At 60.8% G+C, this 26,165-nt stretch carries 24 protein-coding genes and 3 pseudogenes; 17 read left to right on the top strand and 10 right to left on the bottom strand.

Annotated features, from left to right (window positions below):
* From AC0L17_RS28535 to AC0L17_RS28555, 5 genes are all read left to right on the top strand, one after another.
* Positions 1-226 (top strand): hypothetical protein (locus AC0L17_RS28535; RefSeq protein ID WP_473518220.1); only part of this gene is annotated, 226 nt, incomplete at its 5' end.
* Positions 227-1,531 (top strand): DUF6638 family protein, encoded by a 1,305-nt coding sequence (locus AC0L17_RS28540; protein WP_473518221.1) that lies wholly within the window; start codon positions 227-229, stop codon positions 1,529-1,531.
* Between the two features lie 50 nt (positions 1,532-1,581).
* The gene (locus tag AC0L17_RS28545) at positions 1,582-2,724 is read left to right on the top strand and encodes a DUF2333 family protein (RefSeq protein ID WP_473518222.1); all 1,143 of its coding nucleotides are present in this window, start codon (positions 1,582-1,584) and stop codon (positions 2,722-2,724) included.
* Positions 2,725-2,855: 131 nt separating this feature from the next.
* Positions 2,856-3,278, top strand: a complete 423-nt coding sequence (locus AC0L17_RS28550; protein ID WP_473518223.1) for an ester cyclase — start codon at positions 2,856-2,858, stop codon at positions 3,276-3,278.
* 307 nt (positions 3,279-3,585) lie between these two features.
* Entirely contained in the window at positions 3,586-5,265 is a 1,680-nt protein-coding gene (locus tag AC0L17_RS28555) for a formate--tetrahydrofolate ligase (RefSeq protein WP_473518224.1), read from the top strand.
* Between the two features lie 73 nt (positions 5,266-5,338).
* Here the strand turns inward: AC0L17_RS28555 and AC0L17_RS28560 are convergent, their stop codons facing one another.
* Entirely contained in the window at positions 5,339-5,986 is a 648-nt protein-coding gene (locus AC0L17_RS28560) for a cysteine hydrolase family protein (protein WP_473518225.1), read from the bottom strand.
* Positions 5,987-6,110: 124 nt separating this feature from the next.
* Between AC0L17_RS28560 and AC0L17_RS28565 the strand changes: the two genes are divergently transcribed.
* The 4 genes from AC0L17_RS28565 (at position 6,111) to AC0L17_RS28580 (ending at position 10,540) form a co-directional block, all read left to right on the top strand.
* Entirely contained in the window at positions 6,111-7,088 is a 978-nt protein-coding gene (locus AC0L17_RS28565) for a helix-turn-helix domain-containing protein (protein ID WP_473518255.1), read from the top strand.
* A 439-nt stretch (positions 7,089-7,527) separates the two neighbouring features.
* Entirely contained in the window at positions 7,528-7,989 is a 462-nt protein-coding gene (locus AC0L17_RS28570; protein ID WP_287171575.1) for a DUF4126 domain-containing protein, read from the top strand.
* Entirely contained in the window at positions 7,986-9,362 is a 1,377-nt protein-coding gene (locus AC0L17_RS28575) for an FAD-containing oxidoreductase (protein WP_473518226.1), read from the top strand. Before AC0L17_RS28570 ends, AC0L17_RS28575 begins: the two co-directional genes overlap by 4 nt.
* Before the next feature lie 122 nt (positions 9,363-9,484).
* On the top strand, positions 9,485-10,540 hold the full coding sequence (locus AC0L17_RS28580) for a succinylglutamate desuccinylase/aspartoacylase family protein (RefSeq protein WP_473518227.1): 1,056 nt from the start codon (positions 9,485-9,487) through the stop codon (positions 10,538-10,540).
* 43 nt (positions 10,541-10,583) lie between these two features.
* Here the strand turns inward: AC0L17_RS28580 and AC0L17_RS28585 are convergent, their stop codons facing one another.
* Positions 10,584-10,763: a hypothetical protein gene (locus AC0L17_RS28585; protein ID WP_473508291.1), complete on the bottom strand. Its 180-nt coding sequence runs from the start codon at positions 10,761-10,763 to the stop codon at positions 10,584-10,586.
* Between the two features lie 75 nt (positions 10,764-10,838).
* Between AC0L17_RS28585 and AC0L17_RS28590 the strand changes: the two genes are divergently transcribed.
* Both AC0L17_RS28590 and AC0L17_RS28595 read left to right on the top strand, forming a co-directional pair.
* Positions 10,839-13,028 (top strand): anthranilate synthase, encoded by a 2,190-nt coding sequence (locus AC0L17_RS28590; protein ID WP_473518228.1) that lies wholly within the window; start codon positions 10,839-10,841, stop codon positions 13,026-13,028.
* Positions 13,029-13,056: 28 nt separating this feature from the next.
* Complete coding sequence (locus AC0L17_RS28595; RefSeq protein ID WP_473518229.1) at positions 13,057-13,986, top strand: cation diffusion facilitator family transporter; 930 nt, start codon at positions 13,057-13,059, stop codon at positions 13,984-13,986.
* Between the two features lie 364 nt (positions 13,987-14,350).
* Here the strand turns inward: AC0L17_RS28595 and AC0L17_RS28600 are convergent, their stop codons facing one another.
* Together AC0L17_RS28600 and AC0L17_RS28605 are read right to left on the bottom strand one after the other, a co-directional pair.
* Positions 14,351-14,587: an antitoxin gene (locus tag AC0L17_RS28600; RefSeq protein WP_473518230.1), complete on the bottom strand. Its 237-nt coding sequence runs from the start codon at positions 14,585-14,587 to the stop codon at positions 14,351-14,353.
* Between the two features lie 25 nt (positions 14,588-14,612).
* Positions 14,613-15,737 carry a hypothetical protein gene (locus tag AC0L17_RS28605; RefSeq protein WP_473518231.1) on the bottom strand — a complete coding sequence of 375 codons (1,125 nt, stop codon included), beginning with the start codon at positions 15,735-15,737 and terminating at the stop codon, positions 14,613-14,615.
* A 106-nt stretch (positions 15,738-15,843) separates the two neighbouring features.
* Between AC0L17_RS28605 and AC0L17_RS28610 the strand changes: the two genes are divergently transcribed.
* The 5 genes and pseudogenes from AC0L17_RS28610 to AC0L17_RS28630 all read left to right on the top strand — a co-directional run bounded on the left by AC0L17_RS28610 (position 15,844) and on the right by AC0L17_RS28630 (position 19,288).
* Positions 15,844-16,281 (top strand): DsrE family protein, encoded by a 438-nt coding sequence (locus AC0L17_RS28610; RefSeq protein ID WP_473518256.1) that lies wholly within the window; start codon positions 15,844-15,846, stop codon positions 16,279-16,281.
* A 167-nt stretch (positions 16,282-16,448) separates the two neighbouring features.
* Positions 16,449-16,983: pseudogene (locus AC0L17_RS28615) on the top strand (SDR family NAD(P)-dependent oxidoreductase).
* Positions 16,984-17,029: 46 nt separating this feature from the next.
* Positions 17,030-17,332, top strand: coding sequence for a putative quinol monooxygenase (locus tag AC0L17_RS28620; protein WP_473518232.1), 303 nt, complete (start codon positions 17,030-17,032; stop codon positions 17,330-17,332).
* A 202-nt stretch (positions 17,333-17,534) separates the two neighbouring features.
* Positions 17,535-17,792 (top strand): annotated as a pseudogene (locus AC0L17_RS28625) (AbrB family transcriptional regulator); the annotation flags it as partial.
* Between the two features lie 761 nt (positions 17,793-18,553).
* Complete coding sequence (locus tag AC0L17_RS28630; protein ID WP_473518233.1) at positions 18,554-19,288, top strand: methyltransferase domain-containing protein; 735 nt, start codon at positions 18,554-18,556, stop codon at positions 19,286-19,288.
* Between the two features lie 2 nt (positions 19,289-19,290).
* Here the strand turns inward: AC0L17_RS28630 and AC0L17_RS28635 are convergent, their stop codons facing one another.
* Complete coding sequence (locus tag AC0L17_RS28635) at positions 19,291-20,322, bottom strand: hypothetical protein (protein WP_473518234.1); 1,032 nt, start codon at positions 20,320-20,322, stop codon at positions 19,291-19,293.
* A 90-nt stretch (positions 20,323-20,412) separates the two neighbouring features.
* On the opposite strand from AC0L17_RS28635, the gene AC0L17_RS28640 reads away from it, so the two are divergent.
* The gene (locus tag AC0L17_RS28640; RefSeq protein ID WP_473518235.1) at positions 20,413-21,810 is read left to right on the top strand and encodes an O-antigen ligase family protein; all 1,398 of its coding nucleotides are present in this window, start codon (positions 20,413-20,415) and stop codon (positions 21,808-21,810) included.
* 68 nt (positions 21,811-21,878) lie between these two features.
* On the opposite strand, the pseudogene AC0L17_RS28645 reads toward AC0L17_RS28640, so the two are convergent.
* The 5 genes and pseudogenes from AC0L17_RS28645 to AC0L17_RS28665 form a co-directional block, all read right to left on the bottom strand.
* Positions 21,879-21,984 (bottom strand): annotated as a pseudogene (locus tag AC0L17_RS28645) (transposase); the annotation flags it as partial.
* Positions 21,985-22,238: 254 nt separating this feature from the next.
* The gene (locus AC0L17_RS28650; protein WP_473518236.1) at positions 22,239-22,340 is read right to left on the bottom strand and encodes a transposase; all 102 of its coding nucleotides are present in this window, start codon (positions 22,338-22,340) and stop codon (positions 22,239-22,241) included.
* A gap of 344 nt (positions 22,341-22,684) precedes the next feature.
* Positions 22,685-23,884, bottom strand: a complete 1,200-nt coding sequence (locus tag AC0L17_RS28655) for a glycosyltransferase family 4 protein (protein ID WP_473518237.1) — start codon at positions 23,882-23,884, stop codon at positions 22,685-22,687.
* Between the two features lie 10 nt (positions 23,885-23,894).
* On the bottom strand, positions 23,895-25,007 hold the full coding sequence (gene wecB, locus AC0L17_RS28660; protein ID WP_473518238.1) for a non-hydrolyzing UDP-N-acetylglucosamine 2-epimerase: 1,113 nt from the start codon (positions 25,005-25,007) through the stop codon (positions 23,895-23,897).
* 171 nt (positions 25,008-25,178) lie between these two features.
* Entirely contained in the window at positions 25,179-26,081 is a 903-nt protein-coding gene (locus tag AC0L17_RS28665) for a dTDP-4-dehydrorhamnose reductase family protein (RefSeq protein ID WP_473518239.1), read from the bottom strand.
* Between the last annotated feature and the right edge of the window lie 84 nt (positions 26,082-26,165).

The following is a 26,165-nucleotide window of genomic DNA, read 5'->3' on the forward strand; positions in this document are numbered from 1 at the left end:
CCCCCCCCCCCCCCGGTGGGGGGGCCTCCGGGGGGGGCCCCCCGGGGGGGCCCCCCCCGGGGGGGTGGCGCCGACGGCGACGGAAGAGGGGCATTCGTCAAGCTGGAACACCCCTCATCCGACCGAGCTTCGCTCGGCCACCTTCTCCCACAAGGGGAGAAGGGACATCCGCGCCCCTCATCCGCCCTTCGGGCACCTTCTCCCCGTGAACGGGGAGAAGGGATAGATGAGCCCCGCCAAGAAGTCCGACCTTTTGCGCGAGAACGAGCTGATCTATGGCCGGCTGCTGACCATCGACGAGCCGCATCTGATCCAGCGCTACAATAAGGCTTTGGTCGCCTTCGGCCTGAAGCCGACGAAGCTGAAGAGCTTCGAGATTGACCGCACCGGCTTCTCGCCGCAAGTGGCCGAGGAATGCGGCGACTACAGCTACCTCGATCCCAACGAGATCAATCGCCGCTTCATCCTCCTGACGCCGTCGCAGGTCGACCTGCCGGTGGTCCACACCGCCTTTTCCAACACCTCGCAGCTGATGTTCGAGTTCATGTCGACGAACCAGCGCGCCATCGACGCGCTGACCATCAAGGATGTCATCTACGGCGAGATCGAGGATTCGGTCCCCAAGGTCGACGACATCGAGGACCTGCTGTCGATCAACCAAGTCGAGTTCAAGGTGCTGTCGGCGGAGGACGTGCTCGGCAAAGCCGCCGAACTCGGCAAGCTCGTCGACCGGTTGAAGCAGGAGCCGGACGCCTGGCGCGACAGCGCCATGCTCACCCGCATGGTCGAGCTTGCCAAGATCTGCGGCGACATCCGCGAGAACGCGCTGGTGCCGGATCAGGTGATCTTTCGCCACAGCGCCTATTGGACCAGCCATTTCGGCGGGCTCTATGTGTTCATCGACCCCGACATGACGACGGTGATCAGCGACCCGGCAGCACCCGGCTTCCGCCGCTCGCGGCCGTGGCAGGTGAGCTACCTCTCGATCAATGATGCCGACAGGGTGTTCAAGTTCCTTGCCGCGACCGGCCGCATCGAACTGCCGCGGGCCTCGTGGATCGAAACATCAGGCTATCTCGAGCACCGCGCCGAAATGGTGGTGCGGGCGCTGATCCGCGACGCCGAGCCCGACCGCAACCTGACCGACGTCGACAAGGTCTGGCTGCAGACCTGGATCCACAGCCATGCCGACCTGATCACCAGGGACGGAAATTTTCCCTTTCTCAACGCCGCCAAGCGCGAGATCGCTCACCTGGGCTATCTCAAGATCGAGGACGTGTTCCCGCAGCAGCGTTTCCTGACGATCCGGGCCAAGCCCGGACATCCCGACGCCTGGCTGACCAACCAGTTGATCTCGGATTTCGTGCCGCAGGACTTCGTCTCGCGCTACGTCTTCAACAAACCGGGTTTTTACAGGGACTATGACGGCTTCAGCGACGCTTGGCGATCGCATGTTGTGGACGTTCTGAAAACCACATATCTGAAAGACAAGGTGGCGTTTCGCACACGCCTCTACGGCCTTACCGATTGAATGCCTAACCTTATCGAATACTTGGCTGACTGACGAGGGGTGACATCGCCATGCTTGATCCGATCGTGAATTTTTTCACACGGATATTCCAGTGGATCGGCCGCGGCATCGGCTTCGTCGTCGGCGTGATCCTGTGGCCGTTCCTGTGGGCCGGGCGCTGGTATACGCAGCGTGGCTGGATCCTGAAGGCGGTGCTCGGCCTCGCTCTGCTCATGCTGATCGGCCTCTACGGCTATTTCATCTGGAACACGCAGGTCTGGAGCAATTTCAATCCCGCCTATGCGGAAGCATATAGGTTCACGCAGCCGGCCGGAACCACGCCGGCACAGCCCGCTCCTTCCGCCACCGGGGAAACCGCTGGCGTCGAGGGAGAGGTCAAGACCTGCACCCACTCGGCCATTGTCCAGGTTACGGCCGATCTCATCGATTTCAACGTCAACGAGAATGCCTGGATCTCGTCGATGATACTCTACAAGCTCGGGCTCTTCGGCATGGACTGGGACCGCACGCCGTTTCTCGACAACAAGGCCTCCTTCCAGCGCGGGGTCAATCAGGCCATCCGGCGCACCACGGTCGAGCTTGTCGACACGCTGGGCCGCGTCCGCGGCACCAGCCAGATCGACCAGAACCTGCAGGATGCGCGCGGCGCGATCACCTTCGACGAGGAAACCTGGTATTTCGGCCTCAGGCCCTTTGGTCCGAAAACCCCGACGCCGAGTTTTTATCGCACGGCGGCGAACAGCCTTCGCGCCTTCAACGACCGGCTCATGAAATGCGAGGTTGTCTTCAACGCGCGCGCCGACAATCTGTTGCAGTTCGTCGACCGGATCGCGAGTGACATAGGCTCGACGTCTGACCTGATCCGTGACCGTTCGCAGAACTTCAACAGCGGCTGGTTCGACACGCGCGCTGACGACCGCTTCTGGTTCGCCTACGGCCAGCTCTACGGCTATTACGGCATCCTGACGGCGGCGCATCACGATTTTCAGCAGGTCCTCGACAATCGCGGCCTCACGCCGCTGTGGAACAGCGTGGAAGGCCAGCTCAAGGCAGCGCTCGCCATCCAGCCCCTGATAATCTCCAACGGCCGCGAGGATGGCTGGATCATGCCCACCCACCTCACCACGATGGGATTCTATGTGCTTAGGGTGCGATCGAATCTCGTCGAGGTCAGGTCCGTTCTGGATCGGTGAAGCAAGCGATTGGTGAAAGACGCCTTGGCTTGAATCACCGCTGGCCCCGTCGGGATCGGCAACGTGCTGACGCGGCAGTTCGGCTGCGCATTGCGAGGAGCGGAACCTGATCGTCTCGTCGTCGTTCAACCGTGGGCGGCAGCCAGCGAGGACACGCGATGGATATCCGGGAAATTGCTCGAAATTTCTATGCCACGATCGATGCGCGGGACTGGGATAGACTGGCCGGTCTGGTCTCTCCGGATCTCGCCGTTCACCTCGCCAGCGCCAATCCGATCGGCTTTGATGACTGGCGAAAATCCCTGACCGAATTCTTTGTTGGATTCCCCGACGGCCATCACGTCGTCGACGACTATGTCGGCGATGCCGACAGGGTGGTCACGAGCGGTCGCTTTCAGGGCACGCACACCGGCACCTTCCACGGCGTCGAACCGAGCGGAAATTGCGTCTCGGTTGGTGTGATTAACATTGATCGCGTCGAGAGAGGCATCGTGGTCGAACATTTCGGCCAGCTTGACGGCTTGGGGCTGATGCACCAGATCGGCGCATTCTAGCGAGACCCCTCGAAGCGCCGACCGGCGCTCGAACCCTGTCGCATTCCGTGCATTCCGCGGCTGTTTTGAGACGGCAGGACGGCGCGTGCTCTGGCTTCTATACGGCGCGACAACCCGCGAAGATCCGGGTCAGGTCGACCAGGAGCCGTCTTTCTCTAGAGGAAACATAGTTGCATGCAAGTTGACGCCACGGCAGCGACAGGGATAGAACGTGCCCTCGCCTGCAGCGCCAGGCTGTTCCGAACAGGCTTGCGACCACACTGATCAAACCCGTCCCCTCCACCGTCCAATCCAGAGGAAAGCCGCCATGGCCGAAGTGAAGTCCGACATCGAGATCGCGCGCGCCGCCGACAAGAAGCAGATCCAGGCGATCGGCCAGAAGATCGGCATTCCAAGCGAGCATCTTTTGCCTTACGGCCACGACAAGGCGAAGATCTCGGCCGAGTTCATCAAGTCGGTGAAGGCAAACAAGGACGGCAAGCTGATCCTCGTCACCGCCATCAACCCGACGCCGGCCGGCGAAGGCAAGACGACGACGACGGTGGGCCTCGGCGACGGTCTCAACCGCATCGGCAAGAAGGCCATCGTCTGCATCCGCGAGGCCTCGCTCGGGCCGAATTTCGGCGTCAAGGGCGGCGCTGCCGGCGGCGGCTATGCGCAGGTCGTGCCGATGGAGGACATGAACCTCCACTTCACCGGCGATTTCCATGCCATCACCACGGCGCATAATCTGCTTTCGGCGCTGATCGACAACCACATCTACTGGGGCAACGAACTCGGCATCGACATCCGCCGCGTCGTCTGGCGCCGCGTCATGGACATGAACGACCGCGCACTGCGCGAGATCATTTGCTCGCTCGGCGGCGTCGCCAACGGTTTTCCGCGCGAGGGCGGCTTTGACATCACCGTCGCCTCGGAGGTCATGGCGATCCTGTGCCTCGCTACCGACCTGAAGGATTTGGAAAAGCGCCTCGGCGACATCATCGTCGCCTATCGCCGCGACAAGTCGGCCGTCTATGCCCGCGACCTCAAGGCCGACGGCGCCATGGCCGTGCTGCTCAAGGACGCCATGCAGCCCAACCTCGTGCAGACGCTGGAGAACAACCCGGCCTTCGTCCATGGCGGCCCCTTCGCCAACATCGCGCATGGCTGCAACTCGGTCGTCGCCACCACGACGGCGCTGAAACTTGCCGACTATGTTGTCACCGAAGCCGGTTTCGGCGCCGATCTCGGTGCCGAAAAGTTCTTCGACATCAAGTGCCGCAAGGCCGGCCTGAAGCCGGCGGCCACGGTCATCGTCGCCACTGTGCGCGCCATGAAGATGAATGGCGGCGTCAAGAAGGAAGATCTCGGCAAGGAGAACGTCGAGGCGGTCAAGAAGGGCTGCGCCAATCTCGGCCGTCACATCGAGAATGTCAGGCAGTTCGGCGTGCCTGCGGTGGTCGCCATCAACCATTTCTATTCCGATACCGATGCTGAAATCAGGGCGATGAAGGACTACGTCGCCTCGATGGGCGAAGAGGCGATCCTGTGCAAGCACTGGGCCCACGGCTCGGCCGGCATCGAGGAACTCGCCAACAAGGTGGTGACGCTGGCCGAATCCGGCTCCTCGCAGTTTGCGCCGCTCTATCCCGACGCCATGCCGCTGTTCGAGAAGATCAACACCATCGTCCAGCGCATCTATCGCGGATCCGAAGCGATCGCCGACAAATCGGTGCGCGACCAGCTCCACGCCTGGGAGCACGCTGGCTACGGCAATTTGCCGGTTTGCATGGCCAAGACGCAATATTCGTTCTCGACCGATCCGAACCTGCGCGGCGCGCCGACCGGCCACACCGTGCCGGTGCGCGAGGTCAGGCTGTCTGCCGGCGCCGGCTTCATCGTCGTCATCTGCGGCGAGGTCATGACCATGCCAGGCCTGCCCAAGGCGCCGTCCTCGGAGAAGATATTCCTGAACGAGATGGGCCAGATCGACGGCCTGTTCTGAGAATTTCGAAGGCCGCAATGATAGGGGCGCCGCATCGCTGCGGCGCCCTCTTTTGCTTGGCCGCGCCAAACTTCTAAGCGGCGTTGCGCGCCAGCGCGCGCTGGTTGGAGGCATAGGGCGTATCGCGCTCGGGCAGCACGCCGGTCTTCAGGCAGTCGATCCATTCGGCGGTCTTGAGAACGGCGGCGAAGCGCGACTGCAGGACAACCGTCACCACGCGATGGATGTCCTCGGCCGAGGCGTAGCCGGCGCTGTTGGCATAGGGTAGCGACCCCGTTGCATCCGACAGGAACTCGACGGCAAAGCCCATATGGACGGCGTGGATGATCGTCGACAGATCGCAATTATGCGTCATGTAGCCGATGACCGTAATCGTATCGATAGCGTTGGCGCGCAGCCATTCCTCGAGGTCGGTGCCGGTGAAGGCGCTTGGCAAGGTCTTTTCGATGTAGTGGTCACGGTTTCGCCTCGCGATCTCGGGATGCAATTCGGCGCCATGGCTGCCCTTGGCGAAGACCGGTGAGGTTTCCGGCGCCAACTGCTTGACGACCACCACCTTGACGCCTGCCTCGGCGCCCGCGTCCATGGCGCGCGCCACATTGGCGACGGTGTCGCGGAAGGGCGGGTGCTTGATGGCGAGATTGCCGCCGTCATAGTCGTTCTGAACGTCGACGACGATGAGGGCACGGCGCGGCGCTTTGTCTTTGGCTGAGTCCGACATGGAGTTTTCCTTTCCCGTTGACATTGATGGATCGAGGATAGACTCGGCATCAGGCCGCAAAAGTGTCCCGATTGACATTGTTCGAAAGAATTGGGACATTCCGGAAACTCTCATGGTGCTCATCATGGCCGATCCGATCGTTGCCGCCATCGCCTTCGATGGCATCAGCCCGTTCCACCTCTCCGTGCCCTGCCTTGTATTCGCAGAGGATCGCACGACGCTCGGCCTGCCGCGCTTCGAGTTCCGGGTCTGCGCGATTGAGGACGGGCCGATCCGCACCGATGCGGGGCTGACCATCAGCGTCCCGCACGGGCTTTCCGCGCTTGATGACGCCGACATCGTCATCTTGCCCAGCTGGAAGAACCTCGAAGTCCCACCGCCGGCGGCACTGATCGAGGCGCTGCGTCGCGCGCACCGGCGCGGCGCGCTGATTGTCGGATTGTGCTTGGGAACGTTCGCTGTTGCGGCGACCGGCCTGCTTTCGGGGCGGCGAGCCGCGACGCACTGGGCTTTTTCCGACCAGCTGCGGGCCCTCTATCCCGACATTCTCGTCGAGCCGGAGGTGCTCTATATCGACAACGGCGATGTCGTGACCTCGGCCGGTGTCGCCGCCGGGCTCGACTGCTGTCTCCACATCATACGGGCCCGCTATGGCGCGGAGGCGGCACTCCGGCTTGCCCGGCAGATCGTGCTTTCTCCTCATCGGCAGGGCGGGCAGGCGCAGTTCATAGAGCGTCCGATCGCCAGGACCGAAAATGCCGACCGCTTCACCCACGCCATCGACACCGTGCGCAAGACGTTGCACGCGACGCACAGCCTGGACAGTGTCGCCGCTACCGCCGGCCTCACCCGCCGGACCTTCACGCGCCGCTTCCAGAAAACAATCGGCACCAGCTTCGGCGACTGGCTGATCGATCAGCGCGTCGCGCTGGCGCAGCGGCTGCTGGAAGCAACGGAAAAATCAATGGACACGGTTGCCTTCGAGGCCGGCTTCGGCAGCGCCACCTCGCTGCGCCAGCATTTTGCGGCGCGGCTCAGAACCACACCCGCGCAGTACCGCCGCGAATTCTCGAAGAGCGCTCAGGAGCGCGTGGTAAGATAGTTCCAACTCATGTTGGAACAACTACTGTCGATGTCGGCGCTGCCCCTCATCTGCCTGCCGGCATCTTCTCCCCGTGAACGGGGAGAAGGGGCTGGCCGCAACCTCGGTACCCTTTCTGCAACGCTGGTGATTGGCGAAATCGCCGATGACGGCATCTTTCTCCCCGTCACTATACGGGGAGAAATGCCCGGCAGGGCAATGAGGGGCAGCGCCGACATCGAGAATTGGTCATCCAACCTGAGTTGTACGCTATCTTTTGTCCTGAAGCGATTGCCCTGCGCTCGATCCTGCCGCTTCGAGCCATGGCGGCCCTCCCATCCTACCCCTGCTGTATCAATATGGCGAATGCCAGAGATCGCAGGCCTCTGGTCAAATGCCGAACCTATGCTAGCCTGCCCCGGCTGGGCTGTCCCAGGCCGTGTGATCGAGGGGTCAAATCATGCTGTACATCCTTGCGCTTCTGATCGGCGTCGTTGCCGGCCTTCGCGCTATGACCGCGCCCGCCGCCGTCGCCTGGGGCGCCTGGCTTGGCTGGCTGCCGGTCGCCGGAACCTGGGCCAGCTTCATGGGCCACTGGATCACCGTCGGCATCTTCACCATCCTGGCCATTGCCGAACTGGTCACCGACCAGTTGCCGTCCACGCCTAGCCGCAAGGTGCCGCAGCAGTTTGGCGCGCGCATCGCTGTCGGCGCCTTCACCGGCGCGGTGATCGGCGCGACCGGCGGCGCCACCGTCGGCGGCCTGATCGCCGGCGCCATCGGCGCGGTTATCGGCACGCTGGGCGGCGCCGAGCTGCGCAAACGCCTGGCGCTGGCTTTCGGCAAGGACCAGCCCGCCGCCCTCGTCGAGGACGCGGTGGCGATCGTCGGCGGTCTGCTGATCGTGGCGGCGGTGGCATGACGGCAAAGTCATTCGACGCCATCATCATCGGCGCCGGCCAGGCCGGCCCGCCGCTCGCCGGCCGGCTGACGGCGGCCGGCATGAGCGTGGCGCTGATCGAGCGAAAGCTGGTCGGCGGCACCTGCGTCAACACCGGCTGCATGCCGACCAAGGCCATGGTCGCCAGCGCCTATGCCGCGCATCTCGCCCGCCGCGCCGCCGACTACGGCGTGACGCTCTCCGGTCCGGTCGGCGTCGATTACACGGCGATCAAGGCGCGCAAGGACAAGGTGTCGGACGACGCCCGCGGCAACCTCGAAAGCTGGATTGCCGGCATGGACAGATGCACGCTTTATCGCGGCCATGCCCGCTTCGAGACGGCCAACACCGTGCGCGTCGGCGACGACCTGCTGAGCGCCGAAAAAATATTCATCAACACCGGCGGCCGTGCCTCGGTGCCTGATCTGCCAGGCGTCGACGACATTTCGTTCCTGACCAACTCGTCGATGATGGATCTCGACGTGCTGCCGCGCCACCTCGTCGTCGTCGGCGGCAGCTACGTCTCGCTCGAATTCGCGCAGATGTTCCGCCGTTTCGGTTCACAGGTCACGGTGATCGAAAAGAGCCCGCGGCTGATCGGCCGCGAGGACGAGGATGTCTCGGCCGCCATCCTGTCCATCCTCAAAAACGAAGACATCACGGTTCATCTCGGCGCCGGCGACATCAGCTTCGCCAGGCAGGGCAGCGACATCGCCGTGACTTTCACCGCCGGCAAGGCGCCGGCTGTCGGCTCGCATGTGCTGCTGGCAGTAGGCCGGACCCCCAACACCGACGATCTCGGCCTCGCCAAGGCCGGCGTCGAGGTCGACAAACGCGGCTTCATTGTCGTCGACGACCAGCTTCGCACCGGCGTGCCCGGCATCTGGGCGATGGGCGACTGCAACGGCAAGGGCGCCTTCACCCACACCTCCTACAATGACTACGAGATCGTCGCCGCCAATCTGCTCGACAACGACCCGCGCAGGGTGAGCGACCGCATCGAGACCTATGCGCTCTATACCGACCCGCCGCTCGGCCGCTGCGGCATGACCGAGGCAGCGGTCAGAAAGTCCGGCCGCCGCGCGCTGGTCGGCCAGCGGCCGATGACCCGCGTCGGCCGTGCCGTCGAGAAAGGCGAGACGCAAGGTTTCATGAAGATCCTGGCCGATGCCGACACCAACGAAATCCTCGGCTGTTCGGTGCTCGGCCCCGGCGGCGACGAGGCGATACACTGCGTGCTCGATCTGATGTACGCCAAGGCGCCGATCAGCACGCTGGCGCGCGCCATGCACATCCACCCCAACGTCTCGGAACTTCTGCCCACCATCGCCCAGGAGTTGAAGCCGCTGGCATAGGCCGGGCAGGACCAGTATGTCCACCGCGCCCGGCCGGGTAGGCCCTTGCGCCCATAGCGTGAAAAGCTGGACCAATCGACAGCGTATCGACGAAAGGGCATGAGTTTTCCTGGAGGATCATCATGCAGAAATCGATCGAGCGCATTGCCGGCGACAGCGAAGGCCATTCCTACGAATTCCCAGTCTTCCGCTTCGAAGGAACCGACAAGGCGGCACCTTCGGCCTATCTGCAGGCGGCACTGCATGCCGGCGAACTGCCGGGCGTCGTCGCCATCGACGCGCTGATGCCGATGCTTGAAAAGGCCGAAGCCGAAGGCCGCATCAAGGGCAGTATCACCGTCGTGCCGCAAGCCAATCCGATCGGCCGCGCCCAGTATCATTTCGGCGAGCACCAGGGCCGTTTTCACCTGGGCACGCGCACCAACTTCAACCGCGGCTTTCCGCTGCTGGCCGCGCCTGACGTTGAATTGTTGCCCGACACCACGCTTGGCACTGCCGATCAGCGGCTGAAGACGCGGCTGCTGCAGCTGTCGATCGGCCACGACATCGTGCTGGACCTGCACTGCGACGACGAGGGCCTCGCCTACCTCTATGTCCATGCCAGCCTGTGGCCGGCCATGTCGGATTGTGCGGCGGCCATGGGCGTCGATGCGGTGATCCTGTGGGATGAAGATACCGACGGCACCTTCGAAGGCGCCTCGATCACGCCGTATCTGAACCTCCCTGCCGAGGTGGCGCGGTTCGACCGGCGCGTCGCCACCACGGTTGAGTATCGCGGCATACTCGATGTCGACGGCGCTCTGGCCGGCGCCGATGCCGAAGGGCTCTATCGGCTGCTGGTGGGGCGCGGCGTGGTTTTGGACCAGGCCTTATCCACGTCCGGCAGCTTCACCGGTTTCGTCGCGCCGCTCGAAAACATCGACATGATGCCGGCGCCGCGGGCGGGCGCGGTCCTCTATGCCGTGAAGCCCGGCGACCGTGTGGCAAAAGGCGCACTGCTCGCCACCATCGTCCATGCGCCGGGTGAAGCCGGCGGCCGCACCGAGGTGCTCGCGCCCCAGGCAGGCATCATCCTGACACGGCGTTCCCGGCGCATCATCCGCGCCGGCGAAGATCTGCTAAAACTGGTCGGCGACAGGAAAAGCGCCGATGCACGTTCGGGAACGCTGGAGGATTGAGGGCTCATGCCCTTCTCCATGCCCTCGCCCTTCTCCAGCCCCCTCATTGAATCCAGTTGCGCGGCCGTTCAATCGCCGCTATTGGAATCGCCATGAACATGCGCTCGATCAAGACCGTTTGGTGGTGGGCTCGCTGACAGCGGCCTGTTCGAACGCGTGCGCGTGAAAAATGGAAGATGGCCGCAACGGAATGTCCGGGCGGCCATTTGTTTTTCAAAGCCATGCCCCGGGTCCGTTGCCCCCAAGACGCTGAACTATCCAAGACGCTGAAAAGCCCAAGACGCTGATGGAGACGGCAATGACGACGAAAATTCTGGAGAACGGGGCGGAGCGCTTCGTCACGGCGGGTGGCGTGACGATTACCCGCGAGCGCCATGACCGGCCTTACCAAGGCGCGATCGACGCCTATGTCGACGGGCTGAATTCGCGCCGCGGCGCCGTGTTTTCCTCGAATTACGAATATCCCGGCCGCTATACGCGTTGGGACACCGCCATCATCGACCCGCCGCTGGTGATCTCGGCGCGTGGCCGCGCCATGCGCATCGAGGCGCTGAACAGCCGTGGCGAGATGCTTCTGCCGGTGGTCGGCAAGGCGCTCGACGGCCTTGACGAGGTGACGATCGCCGAGGCGTCGAAGCGACTGATCCGCCTCGACGTGGCCATGCCAGGCCGTGTCTTCACCGAAGAAGAACGCAGCCGCGTTCCCTCCGTCTTCACCGTGCTGCGCGCCATCACCGCTCTGTTCAAGACGGAGGAAGACGCCAATCTCGGTCTCTACGGCGCCTTCGGCTACGATCTCGCCTTCCAGTTCGATCCGGTCGACTACAAGCTCGAGCGCCAGCAAGGCCAGCGCGACCTCGTGCTGTTCCTGCCCGACGAGATTCTGGTCGTCGACCACTATTCGACAAAAGCCTGGACCGACCGCTACGACTATTCCAGCGATGGGTTTTCGACGCAGGGATTGCCGCGCGACGAAATCGTCGAGCCGTTCAGGACCGCCGACCGTATCCCGCCGCGCGGCGACCATGAGCCCGGCGAATATGCCAATCTGGTGCGCAAGGCGATGCAATCGTTCAAGCGCGGCGACCTGTTCGAGGTGGTGCCCGGCCAGATGTTCTACGAGCGCTGCGAGACGCCGCCCTCCGACATCTCCCGCAAGCTGAAGGCCATCAACCCCTCGCCCTATTCCTTCTTCATCAATCTTGGGGAAGGCGAATATTTGATCGGCGCCTCGCCCGAAATGTTCGTGCGCGTCAACGGGCGCCGTGTCGAGACCTGCCCGATCTCCGGCACGATCAAGCGCGGCGGCGACGCCATTTCCGATAGCGAGCAGATCCTGAAGCTGCTCAATTCGAAGAAGGACGAATCCGAGCTGACCATGTGCTCGGACGTCGACCGCAACGACAAGTCGAGGGTCTGCGACCCGGGCTCGGTGCGCGTCATCGGCCGCCGCCAGATCGAGATGTATTCGCGGCTGATCCACACCGTCGACCATATCGAGGGGCGGCTGCGCGAAGGCATGGACGCTTTCGACGCGTTCCTGTCGCATGCCTGGGCGGTCACCGTCACCGGCGCGCCGAAATTATGGGCGATGCGCTTCATCGAGCAGAACGAGAAGAGCCCGCGCGCCTGGTATGGCGGGGCGATCGGCATGGTCAATTTCAACGGTGACATGAACACCGGCATGACGCTTCGCACCATCCGCATCAAGGACGGCATCGCCGAGGTGCGCGCCGGCGCCACGCTGCTCTTCGACAGCATTCCCGAGGAAGAAGAAGCCGAAACCGAACTGAAGGCATCCGCCATGATCTCCGCCATCCGCGACGCCAAATCAGGCAATGCCGCCGACACCGAACGCGCCACCGCGCGCGTCGGCGACGGCGTCAACATCCTGCTGGTCGACCACGAGGACTCCTTCGTCCACACGCTGGCCAATTATTTCCGCCAGACCGGCGCCAATGTCTCGACCGTGCGCACGCCTGTGCCGGACGAGGTCTTCGACCGGCTGAAACCCAATCTCGTCGTGCTGTCGCCCGGTCCCGGCACGCCGAAGGATTTTGACTGCGCCGCCACCATCAAGCGGGCCCGCGCGCGCGACCTGCCGATCTTCGGCGTCTGCCTCGGCCTGCAGGCGCTGGCCGAGGCCTATGGCGGAGAGCTGCGGCAGCTGCACGTGCCGATGCATGGCAAACCGTCGCGTATCCGCGTGTCGAAGCCGGGCATCATCTTTTCCGGCCTGCCCAAGGAGGTGACGGTCGGCCGCTATCACTCGATCTTCGCCGATCCGGTCCGCCTGCCCGACGGTTTTGTTGTCACGGCCGAGACGGAAGAAGGCGTCATCATGGCCTTCGAGCACAGCAAGGAGCCGATCGCCGCGGTGCAGTTCCACCCGGAATCGATCATGACGCTCGGCCACAATGCCGGCATGCGCATTATCGAGAACATCGTTGCGCATCTGCCGCGCAAGGCCAAGGAAAAGGCGGCTTAGCTCCGGTTTCGGCGGCCGGAAGCAATCGATGACCGCTATTGATTCGAAAAACGCCGCCAAGCGCAAGGTCGCCAGCCTCGCCTTCTGGTCGATCATCATCGCCTTCGTCGTGCTCGGCCTGAAGCTGGCGGCCTGGTACGTCACCGGCTCCGTGGCGCTGTATTCGGACGCGCTGGAATCGATCGTCAACGTCATTGCCTCTGCCGCCGCCTATTGGGCGATCCAGGTCAGCCACAAGCCGGCCGACCAGGATCATCCGTTCGGCCACCACAAGGCCGAGTATTTCTCGGCTGTTTTGGAAGGCGTGCTGATCGTGCTGGCAGCCCTTCTGATCCTCAACGAAGTGTGGTGGTCCCTGCGGCATCCCGTCCCGCTCGAACAGCCCTGGACCGGCCTCGCCATCAACGGCGTCGCGACGGTGATCAACGCCTTCTGGGCCATGACGCTGATCCGTGCCGGCCGTGCGGAGAAGTCACCGGCACTGGTCGCCGACGGCAGGCACATCATGACCGACGTGGCGACCTCGGTCGGCGTGTTCATGGGTGTGGTCGGCGCCGTGCTGACCGGCTGGCAAGTCCTCGATCCCGCTCTTGCCGTCATCGTTGCGCTGAACATCCTGTGGCAGGGCTGGCACGTCATCGGCTCGTCGATGAACGGTCTGATGGACCGCGCCGTCGACACGCAGGAGCACATGCGCATCCGCGACATCATCTCGGCCAATTGCAAAGGCGCGCTGGAGGTCCACGATCTGAAGACGCGGATTGCCGGCCGCGCCACCTTCATCGAGTTCCACCTGGTCGTCGACGCCGACATGTCGGTGGGCGCCAGCCACGTCATCTGCGACCGCATCGAGGATGCGCTGAAGGCGGAAATCCCCTCGGTGCGCGTCACCATCCACGTCGAGCCCGACGACGAGGCGAAACTGCCCAGGGGCACGACCGCCGTGCCGTTCGCGTGAGGCGATTCACGCAGTAACGCTGCACAGAGAATTTTGACGGGCTTGCCGACAGGCAACAGCCATCGTTCGTTTCAGCGGACTATCAAACGCTGGAGATTGGCCGAAGCCTCCCCAACTTCGTCATCCCTGGGCGAAGCAGGAGCGAAGCTCCGTCGCGGAGACCCTGGGATCCATGCCGTAACCTTAGTCGGAGAGTGCAGCGGAGCAGAATTCAGCAGCGCAGCAGCGCTCTGAAGTCACGGCATGGATCCTGGGGTCTGCGCCGCGTCGCTTCGCTCTTGCTCCGCCCCAGGATGACGAAGCGACGGCTGTTTTCCGCCGATCGCCAAGGCATGCGCCTGTCTATGCAAGCACATCCAACCCTTCAAAACTTCTGCGCCGATGAACCAGTCGCTATCGGCCGTTCTAAAGCTGCCTCGACAAAGTCGTCGTCAAGCGGCCCAGTCACCTGGTCGAGCCAGCCCCAATCCGGATCGAGCGGCTCGAGGATGACCGCTCGGCCTTGGCGGCGGATCGAAACCTCCTTGGTTTCGAAACGAAATTCCTTGGGTAGGCGCACCGCCTGCGAGCGGCCTGACCAGAACACCTTTGCCTTGTTCATACGCCGTCCTTTCTGACCCAAAATCTCAAAGCGCGCAGGCAGCCTGCGGCATCGGCTCCAGCCGATAGACCTTGTCGTCGGATGCGGTCTCGCCGTCGGCCGCCTTCGAGCACAGGTCGACGATCGGCAGGCTGCTGTTGGGATTGGCCAGCATCATGGTGCCGTTGGCGCCGCGGCGCAGATAAATCTCCCTGGCCGCGATGTCGCAGGAAAAGTCGCTCGTCCTTCCGCTCGCCACACAGCGCCACTGGTCCGCTTCGCCGTCACAACTGTAGCTCTGCGTGACCTCTATGGCATTCTGGCGCGTGGTGACGGAAACGGCAATCTCGGCGCCATCAGGCCAATTTGCCGTCTCGCCATCCTTGGCGAAGGCGGCCAGTTCGATCGGGCCCCGGAAAACCCGGATGGTGTGGGTAAGCTGATCGGGATGCGAGCCGAGATGCGCGGCATCGTAGTCGCGCCCGTAGCAGAACGGCTGGTCCGGTTTCAGCCGCTCGCGCAGCGGTGCTCCCAGCGCCGGATCGACCGGATCGATGCGCGCGAATTCGGCCTTGCAGGTCTCACCCGGCATGCGGTCGAGCCGGAAGCCGTCGTCTTCCGTGCCGAGTGCCTGCCTGGAAAACTCCGTTTCGCCAAGTTCATCCTCGGCGCCGGCATCGAGATAAAGGCTGCGATGCACGCCGGAGACGATCAGCCGGCCTTTTTCGTCGACGTTCAGCAAGGCCATGGTGCGGTCGCATTCCATGCCGCAATGGATCTCGCCCGATTGCGGATCATCCTTGCCGCACCAGCCGCCGACCCATTCGGGCTTCCTAGCGCCGCGCACCGTCGTCGCCAAAAAACCGTTGTAGCCGGACGGACCGCTGCTCGGCTCCTCGTTCGGAGAGCTGACCGGATCGCCGCCAAAATAGAAGAAAATCCGTCCCACCTTCTGGTTCGGGTGCAGCTTGAGATGCGCGGCATCGTAGATACGCCCGAAACAGCCATCCTTGCCGTCCGGGCTGAGTTCGGTGAGCTCAGGCATATCGTCGGCAAGGGCCGTGCCGGCGACAGCGGCCAGCAAGGCGACAGCAAGTCCGGCGCCCACAATGGTCTTCCCCACAATGGTCTTCCCCCGAATGGTCTTCCCCCGAATGGTCTTCGATGTCATGTGCCCCTCCTCGCCCCTCTTCGCCCGACCACGACGCAACGTCAATTTATGCTAGGATCGAGGCCGAAGCCACGCAATTTGCCAGGACAAAGTGGAGAACGACATGATGCGACGCCGCGATATTTTCCGCGTGGCCCTTGCCGGAGCGGCCGGTCTTCTCGGGCTGCGCCAGGTCAAGGCGGCGGCCGTGGAGGAGGAAAGGCAAAAGGTCGCCTATCACCTCAGCGACCTCGACAAGGTCGGCTTCGCGCTTGGCAATATCAGGAACCACTATGAGGGCACCGGCGGCAAGGTCGACATCGTGCTGGTCGTGCACGGACCGGCACTTGCCGCCTTCAAGTCGAAGAGCGCCTCGGCTGCTATTTCCAGCCGTTTTTCCGGCCTGGTTCGCGACGGGCTGGCCCCGCATGCTTGCGCCAACACCATGCAGGGCATGGACGTTGCGCTCACCGATCTGCTCGACGGCTTCCATGCCGCCGAGACCGGCGGCGTCGTCAAGCTCGCCGAATTGCAGCGCCAGGGCTACGCCTATTTGCGGCCCTGAACCTCTACGGACTCGGACATGAGCATGGCGAGGCCCTACGAGGAGCAGGAGAGCCCCGGAGGAATGCCAGCCACCACAACCGCCCCAGACACCGCCATACGTGTCACCTCCACCCCCGTCACTTCCGCCCTTGTCACCCCCACTTTGGCGACCTCGCCGGCAAGGCGGTGCTGGTCACCGCGACCGGCATCGGGGCGGCACTTGCACTGGCCTACGCCGCGCAGAAATGCCGCGTCGCGCTGCATTACAATTCAAGTCGGCGAAAACCTGGCCAAAACCATCCGCAACGGCGGTGGCGAGGTGTTCCCGGTCCAGGGCGATTTCTCGTTTCCTGCCGATGTCGAGCGCGTCGTCACGCGCAGCACTTCGGCCGGCTCGATGGCCTGGTCAACAATGCCGCCTCGGCCGCGTGCCTTGGCCGAACTGACCGAGGCGCATTACGACGCGGACCTCAACGCCCGCCCCGTGCTGACCGCATCGCGCCAGGCGATGCCATAGCGCCAGGGCGGCTTCATCGTCAACACCTCAGGCACCATCGCGACAGCTTTCCATGAGCGCTATTCGACGAGGAGCAGGCCATGGTTGCCACCATTCCGCAGGGCCGCGCCGGCACGCCGCAGGACTGCGTCGGCGCCGTTCCTCTCGTCAGCCCTGTTGAGCGGTTGCATCACCGGGCACGACGGTGGCCAGTTGATGCCGTGAGCGGCGGCCTGCATACTTGTCGCAGCAAGCAACGGAGAAACCGGCAATGTATGGTCTGATCGGCAAGATGCGGGCGACGCGCGGCCAGCGCGACGCAATGATGGACGTCCTGCTTGCCAGCACCGGCGCCATGCCGGGCTGCCTGAGCTATATCATCGCCACCGATCCGGCCGATGCCGACGCGATCTGGGTGACCGAGGTATGGACCGACCAGGCAAGCCACAAGGCTTCGCTGCAATTGCCGGAAGTCCAGGCGGCGATTGCCAGGGCGCGGCCGATCATCGCCGGGTTTGAGTTCCAGGTCGAAACGCATCCTGTTGGTGGGTTTGGGTTGGCCAAGGCGGGATAGGCTGGCGGGACAGCGCCCCCTCTGTCCTGCCCTCTTTGCTACAACTTGGCACCTCCCCCACTTGGGTGGAGATCGGCAGCTTCAGCCTGCCGCCCACTCTTGCGCCATCAGAGATTGGCGAAAGCCGGCATGATGGCCAATCTCCCCCAAGTGGGGGAGATGTCCGGCAGGACAGAGGGAAGCGCGAAGGATCGCAACGTAGGCGACGCGTGCGCTGCCGCAGATCGTCGGCTCGATCATCATCCTCATCGCCTTCTGCGGCGGCCTCGGCTTCATGATCAGCCATGTGCTCGATCCGCTGACCGCCTATCTGGCGACCAGCCCCGGCGGACTCGCCATCATCGCCGCCGCCGCACAGCATGTCGCCTTCGTTATGGCGCTGCAATCGGCCCGCTTCCTCGTCGTGCTGCTGGTCGGACCGAGCGTGGCGCGGCTGGTGGCGCGAAGTCTGAGGGAATAAAGCTGCGGCTGGGGCGCGAGCTTATTGACCTGGCTGCGCAGTGTGTCGAGACTTTTGGTAATGCGAGCGCTGGCGTCTTTGCCATGACAATTCCCTTCCGCCCTTGGGGGGCAGGTTGAGATTTTAAGGACGTTGAATTATTGAGGCCGACGGGCGCGGCGGCCGTTAGGCTGGTTCAAGTGGGTCCGTCACAGATCGCTTGTTCGCTCGACGGCTTTGTAAACCCCGGGCCGCCCGCACAATTTATCGCCAGTAGGAGCACATATGTCAGACGAGCAACATGCAGTTAAGCAGACTGAGAATCTTCGAGAAAAGAAGCGGCCCGACGTGGTCTTATTCGACCCTTGGGAGAAGCACTTCGTTTCCCAGAACGGACGTAGCGATTTCCAGAAGGCTCTAGAATCATCCGTAAGAAACGAGTTTTAATTTCTGTCTCCGACTCGGATCACATTTGGTGTCGCTGCGGGGGCGTGACATCAAAGCCCGACAGTAACTAACCGAGGCCTGATCGGCCAAGCGTAGACGCTGCCCGGCTTTCAGGAATCGCTGCGCCAACCTGGGCTATAGGGTGCGACGAACCGCGGCTTCCGAGCCGGCGCGTTCGGTAAGCGCTTGAACAATATAGGGTTGCGCGTGGCCAATCATACGAGCTTGTGTCGGAGATTGAACTCGCCGCGAATTCACTCGGATTTTCCTTCGGGTGGCAATTGACTAGATGATCTTCGGCGAGATAGGCCGATGCGACTGTGAGGAGAATTTCGATGAGCCAAAATTTCCTGCACCGGACTTATCCAGAGATGATCGCGGGGGGCTTCTCACGCGTCGACGGGACTATACAGTTCTATACGAGGGTTAACGCTCTGCTTTCGGAGGATATGGTCGTCGTTGACTTTGGGTCCGGGCGCGGCGGATGGTTCTCTGATAGCGATCTGACATATCGAAAATCGTTACGAACACTTCGGGGCAAGGTCAAGGAGGTTGTGGGTGTCGATGTCGATCCGGTCGTGAAAGACAATCCGTCGGTTGATCGTGCGCTGGTGTTCGACGGCCATCACATCCCATTGGCGAATGCGTCTGTTGATATTATCGTAGCAGACCATGTCTTTGAGCACCTCCCGGATCCGGTCGTAACGGCTGCTGAACTGGACCGCATACTCGTGCCAGGCGGCTGGATTTGCGCCAGGACGCCGAACAGGTTCGGCTATGTGGCCGTAGCCAATCGAATTATCCCAGAGAGCATAAAATCAGGGATTCTTCATTTCGCACAGCCCGGCCGCAAGGATGAGGATGTCTTTCCAGCCCACTACCGATTGAACACGGAACAAGCGTTTCGAAAGCACTTTCGTGACTATGAGATAGCCGTATTCGCATGGGATGCCGAACCTAATTATCATGGTGGCAAGGCGCTACTCTTCCATCTAATGCGTGCGTGGAGTGCGGCGGTGCCGACAGCCATGGGTAATGCTCTGATGGCCTTTATGCGGAAACCACTTTAGCTTCAGGTCGTGCTAGCTGCGATCTTGCCGCCTTTGATCATGACGACCTTGCTTGTGTCACCGAATACACCACCGGAAGTCTCGCCGATGATGCATGCAGATAGACCGTCGCCCATATAGATGTCGTTCTTCCTTCCGTTCATGACCCGTGAACCGATGACCTGCAGGTGACCGAATGGCCCGAACTCCGAAGACATCTGGACTGCGGACCACACTCGGTTTCCCGGAATGATCTCACATCCGATGACGTTCAGGGCTGACGATTCGTTGCCGCCAGCAAAGAGAATGTTGGCCCTGCCAGGGTTCAACTCGACGTGGCATCCCATCATAGTGACCTTGCCGGCGTCCAAGAATTCCATGATCGCAATGCCGTCGTCCTGGTGGCCGTCCGTGTTGTTGCCCTCGATCTCGCACTGATTGAAGGTGATCGCGCCGTTGGGGAACTTTTCGGCAAAGCCGGCTCGAGTGTTCTGGAAGATGTAGCACGACGTAAAATGGATATCGTTCGGCGCGAAGGTTGGCGATCTGCTGAAATGATACCCCCAAGCGTTGTTGTAGAGCTCCACCTCAAGGAACCTCAGGATCAGAGCGCCGACGCCGTCCACCCCTTTTTCGTAGGACCGAGCCTTGCAATTTCGAATGCTGACGGCGGCGCCATTGATCACGGAAATCCCGACCGATCCGGCGACGTCGGGACCTGGACCGAAAAAAGACAACCCCTCGATTTCGCTTCGCTGCTTGATCTGTGGCGCCGGCGTCGGGTGCGAGGGATCAAACTCAAAGGCCGGGCCTGCATGGGTCGAAACGATCTCAGCATTGTCGCCTGCGATCTTGATGCTACGAACACCGAAGTTCCCGTGGACCCGGATGGGCTCACTGATCTTGTAGGTGCCTTGTATTCGAAGGACGCCGCCGCCTGCTTTCTGTATGCTGACCACTTCTTTCTGGATTGCTATCGTCTCATCTGCGAGATTCGCGAGCGCTGGCGTAGCCGCAATGAGCGGGACTGCACCCAAAAATTGCCTTCGATCCATGTGCCTCTCCCTCTTGGTCGGCACTAGGCAACTACCAAAACTCCTTGTAAATGTCTCCCCGCAGAAACGCCCTTTTCGGGATTGAGCTTTATGACGGTCTATCCGACCCGGCGCGTTCGACAGTTCGACGCCATGGCTGCGCTCCGCACACTCCTCATCATCGCGCTGCCAATCGCGGGAGATGCTGGATACGTCTTGGCCTACCTTCTATTGGCCATCTGGGCGCTTAGAGGACCAATGAACGCTGTCGAGGCGCTCTGCCTCTCGGCAATTGTTGGTCTGACGAACGAGGGCCTATTCGAGCCGCCCGACACGGTCGCGCTGTTGCGCTGGCCCGTGCTTTTCGCGGCGTTCTGGACGGCTGTGTTCACCAAGCGCCCGAAGCCATGGGAATGGCCACCTCTGCTCACGACTGTGGCCGTGTTCACTGGCGTTATCGTGGTCGAGACCCTAATCGCCAGCTATGCGAAGGACGTGTCGTTATCCAAGTTGGTGATTTTCGTCGTCGGTGTCGCTGCGATCGTCCTGAACGTGCAACTCGCCAAGGAAAAAAACCCGGAGCAGTTAGCCGGCCGGATGCTGACCTTCTGCTCCGTCTTCGTGATCGCCAGCTTCCCCTTGCTGTTCACGAGTTTCGGGAACATTGCCACCAAGCACGGCTTCCAAGGTTTGTTCAACCAACCGCAGGCCTATGGTGTCTTCCTTGCGCCTTTCACCGCATGGATGATCGTTCGGGTCTATACGGGCCGATCGAGCCATTGGTTCTGGTGGGGCGTTATGGCGCTTTCGCTCGTCTCTCTGGTTGCCACGCAAGCCCGCACCGGCATTTTCGCTGCGCTAATTGGGCTTTTGTTCGCCGCCATTGTTGGCCGCATATCGAGTGAGCGCCACGCTTTCAGATCGATCCTAGTTGCTGTTGGCATGTTCGGCGGCGGCGTTTTCGTATTCGGCTACGCCTACGATACTGTCATGCCGGCAATCCAGGAGATCGCCTTCAAGCTCAACAATGCCAATACCTTTTCTGGCGCGCTGATAGAATCGCGGGGCGTTCTAGCCGAGCGGTCGATGCCGAACTTTTACGCCAATCCAATCTTTGGCATTGGCTTTGGACTACCCTCGCGGCCGTCGGAATTGGACGTGACCCGATTCATGGGTATTCCGATTGGAAACCCGGTCGAGAAGGGCGTGATCGTGATTTCCGTGCTGGAGGAAATCGGCAGCGTTGGCTTCCTCGGCTTCCTCATTCTCATCATCGTCGCCGTCTACCGCCCCATTCTTTGGAGGTCGGGGCAAGCATCTGCGATTGTCTTCGCGGCCCTGGCTACAAATGCCGGAGAGGCGACCTTGTTCTCTCCCGGCGGTATTGGAATGATCGTCTGGGCGTGGATTGCTTACGGAACATGCATCCCGTTCCAACTAGTTCACCTTGGCAGAGATTTGAGCGCATCGATCACCGGGTCAGAGGCTTTCCTGCCCAAGTCCATTTGAACGGCTTTGCCATGGTCTTGTTGAAATAGTTGATGATTCGCTCGATGCGGTCTTCGAGAGAGCGGCCTTCGAGGTGAAGGAGGCGCGGCGAAGCACCTTGCGCACCAAAATTGAGAACCAGATTTCGATCTGATTGAGCCAGGAAGCGTGTTTTGGTGTGAAATGGAAAGTAATGCGATGGCTTTTATCGCTGAGGAACGTGGCTCGGCTGGCCTTTGTTGCCAGGCGCCGTCGCGGCCTTTGCGGCCCAGCGTTGCTTGGTTAATGCCGCACTGAGCGGCCACCAGCCGCACGACGCCTTCCGACTTGTAGGTGTCCAAATTGTCGCAAACGACACGCCAGCCCATGGTTTTGGGTGCCGTGGCAAACAGGGCCTGCGTGCCATGACGGATGTATTCGAACTCGCGTCGCCCGACCCCGGCCTGGCGTCAGGCGAAGACCTGCTGCGGCCTCAGACCATAATGGCGGGCGACCTCGGAAATGATGGTGTTCGGCTCCAGCGTCTCGGCAACAATCCGTGCTTTTGTCATCCACCGACCACCGACGCCGGCCGCCAGCACCGTTGATCACCTCGAAACGTCGAGGCTGCCGCTCAAGGTTAAACGTAAGGTCAAGTCCAGACACGAGCCGATCTCCGATTCCAATGCAGAACCGGCAACCTCACAAATGGCGACCAATCTCGAAAGGTGGGCCTGAAACTCCGATTTTGTTCATCGACCTTTGTAGATCCTCAATCACCATAGTGCCGAACGCCCATCCGACAAATACATGCGACCAGTGCCCGCGCCAGTTCGGCCGACTATTCTACGAGAGGGAAAGCCCTCCCACCTCGAACGGGAGCTCAGCGCCTCCCCATAAGGCGCAGATCTCGGCATTATGGAGAGGGCGTGGAAAGCGCTTTTACGATCTGCGACACCGCCTGCTCAGCGGAGAACTGGCTATCGAACAATCGCCTACAGCGTTCGGGCAGATCGGCGTCCGTCTCTACTTGCACCAGCAACATTTCAGCTTTCGCCACCAGTTCATCCATCCGATCGTTCTGGCACACTTCGCCAACCCGCTCATTTCGGATCATATCGACCAGGTCATTGCCGGGGTTCAGTCGCACGAGCGCGGGAAGCCCGCTTTGCATATAAGTCAGGAACTTGCCTGGTATGTTGTGTGATTTGTGGCGGAGATCCAACGAGACGATCCCAATCCGACACTGTGCGTAAAGGTCGGGGATTTCATCGGGGTGGATCTCATCGAAAAACAACACATTAGTGAGACCGCGAGCCTGCGCGATTTCTCTAAGTTTTCGAGCCTCACTCCCTCGACCGACCAGCAGGAAACCTACGTCAGCCCGGAAGGCCATTCTCTGAGCCAAGTCCAGTACAATGCCGACGCTTTGCGCCACGCCCATGTTGCCCGCGTACACGAACAGCTTGCGCCCGGCCAACGGCGTCTCCCTGACGCGGATCGAACAACTCACGTTTGATGGTTTTCCCAGCCAGTTCTGCAATACCTCGAGGACACGCCCCGACTTCCGCCGCCAGCGATCGAAGTAAACCAGGTTGCCCGGCGTCTGTACGCCGATCACATCAGCCACCGAATACTGGTAGCGCGCGACGGCATCGAAAAACCGGTAAGGTAGACCGCGGCCCATCAGGCCCATATCAACCGCCCATTCGGGAAAGATATCGCGAATGATCAGATACCCCTTGCAGCCACTTTCGCGCTTTAGCGCGCTCGCCATTGGCCCATGGAAGATGGAAGGGGAATACCAGACAATTCCGTCCCATCGCTGTCCCGCTAGAGGACTTCTGCGCAAATTACGCAACATAGCAAAAGGCATGACGAACTCATTCCAAGTTCGCCGCACATAGCCAATTTCCTTTGTCGGCGGTGCTCGCAGGCGCAGAACCGTCACCCCATAAAGCTCTTCAATTGCCCAAGGGCAATGCAAACCGGCCTCTGGCAACATGACCGTCAGGCTGTGCCCTTGTCGTGCGAATTCTCGCGAAAGATCCCTCAGCTGCACCGCACCCGACGTTCGCAGTGGCGGAAAAGTATCCGCAATCAAAGCGACCCGCATCTATCGCCGCTCAGTACTTCTTCCACACAACACGGTTTATGTAATCGGTATAGCTGTGAATGATGCGCACCACCTTTTCGCTGACGTTGGGCACGTTATAGTCGGAAACCACGCGAAGGCCGCGCTCGGCGCCACGCGGCTGGCTTTCCAAGATTGCAAGGCCTTGAGATACCCTGTCTACATCCAAGCCCACCATCATTACCGCCCCCTCCTCCATTCCCTCCGGACGCTCGTGGGCTTCGCGCAAATTGAGCGCCGGGAAATTCAAGATGGAAGACTCTTCCGTAATCGTACCGCTGTCGGAAAGAACCGCTTTCGCATTCATCTGCAAATGCACATAATCTAAGAAGCCGAAGGGCTTCATAAAATGGATCCTAGAGTTCACCTCCAGCTGCAACGCGTCCAATCGCGCACGGGTGCGCGGGTGCGTCGAAACAATGAGTGGAACATCGTGATCCTGCGCTATGCGATTGGCGATCTCGGCAATCCGAGTCATTTTGTCTGGTGCGTCAACGTTTTCCTCGCGATGAGCACTCATAACGAAATACTTCCCTCTTTCAAGAGAGAGCTGCCCCAGGATGTCCGATTTGTTGATCTCATCCATATAATAATTCATGACCTCAAGCATCGGGCTGCCCGTCTTTATAATTTGATCGGGTGCAATCCCTTCTCGTAGCAGGTAGTCCCGTGCGATGTCACTGTACGTCAAATGAATGTCAGCAACATGATCAACTATTTTTCGGTTTATCTCTTCCGGCACCCGATAATCGAAACAACGATTTCCAGCCTCCATATGAAAAACAGGAATTCTCAACCGTTTAGCGGCAATAGCGGCGAGACAGCTATTTGTGTCTCCAAGCAGCAAAACCGCTTCCGGCCGCCGTTCCCGAAGCAACTTGTCGGTCGCCGCGATCACGCGGCCAATCGTTTCAGAAGCGGTGTTTCCAGAGGCTTTAAGAAATACGTCAGGGTTGCGAATTTTAAGTTGCTCGAAGAAGACTTCGTTCAACTCATAGTCATAGTTCTGACCCGTGTGCACGAGACATTGGTCACACGATTGATCCAACCGCTCGATGACACGCGACAATCGGATGATTTCGGGGCGCGTCCCGACGATCGTCATAACCTTTAGCCTATTCACCAATCCACTCCGCACGTTAAAATTCTTAGGGCTGAACAATGCCTTGGCCCACCAGATAAGGCCGCTTTGAGCAAGATACTTGCTGCCGTTTTACAGTAAGCCGAGCAAAAAATCGGCCAGAAAAACTCTCTCTATCCAGCGGAATCCAGTCCACTATTTTTCAATGATTGCCTCTTTGTATTTGAGATAGCCTTTGTGCATTTTTGATATAAGTTCTGGCCATGGGTCTGGTGAAAATCCGGTCTTTCTTCTAAACTTCTCGGAGTTCAAAGAACGATTGACTATAACATTACCATCCGGAATTATTTCTATTTCCTTCTGGTAGACCTTCGCAATTAAGGACAGAAGCTCAAACTTGTTAACTGGATCTGCCGACACATGAAAGAGGCCGCTCAATTCGTCACTTGGAATGACAAAATCGCTGATCACGCGCGCAATCTCGATTGCGGGCAGGCCAGAGAAAATAGCATTCTTGTAGCCCTTGACTTGGCCGTTCTGACTCAAGAACCAGTCTACAAGACTTTTTGCACTGTCGAGTTCGTGGCCGATTATTGACGTGCGGAGCGTCACCGCATTCGGGTAGTCAACCTCACCCAGAAACTTCGTTCTGCCGTACAAATCGTTCGCATCGGGAAAATCGGTTTCTAAATAATTTCCCTTGCTGCCCGAGAACACGCAATCCGTGCTCACATGCACCAAACGGGCGCCGGCCATGCGGCAAAATTGAGCTAGACGATGAGGGAGAGACGCGTTGATTGACAGCGAGGTGAGATGGTTACGCGAAGCGTCAAGCTGCTTGATGACACCAACACAATTTACCACGATGTCCGGTTTGGTGTCGGCAAACACGACCACCAGATCCCCATCGTTTCCAACATCGATATTGGAAATTAGCACATCATGCTCGTGAGGGGCAAAATAAGACTTTTTGGACGGGGATCGAAGGGTTCCAAAGGTCACATAGCGGTGATCGGCGAAGAAGAAGCGGAAGACCGCGTTTCCAAGCATTCCTCCAGCGCCCAGGACTAAGATTCTATTCGACTTCATGTCACGCATCGTCTTTCTGGTGCGAGCCTAAACCATACCCTCAGAAATCTGTGCCTGGGACCGCCTATTCAGAGCAAAACAGACAGTTTTTCA

The organism is Mesorhizobium sp. WSM4829 (assembly GCF_055811475.1).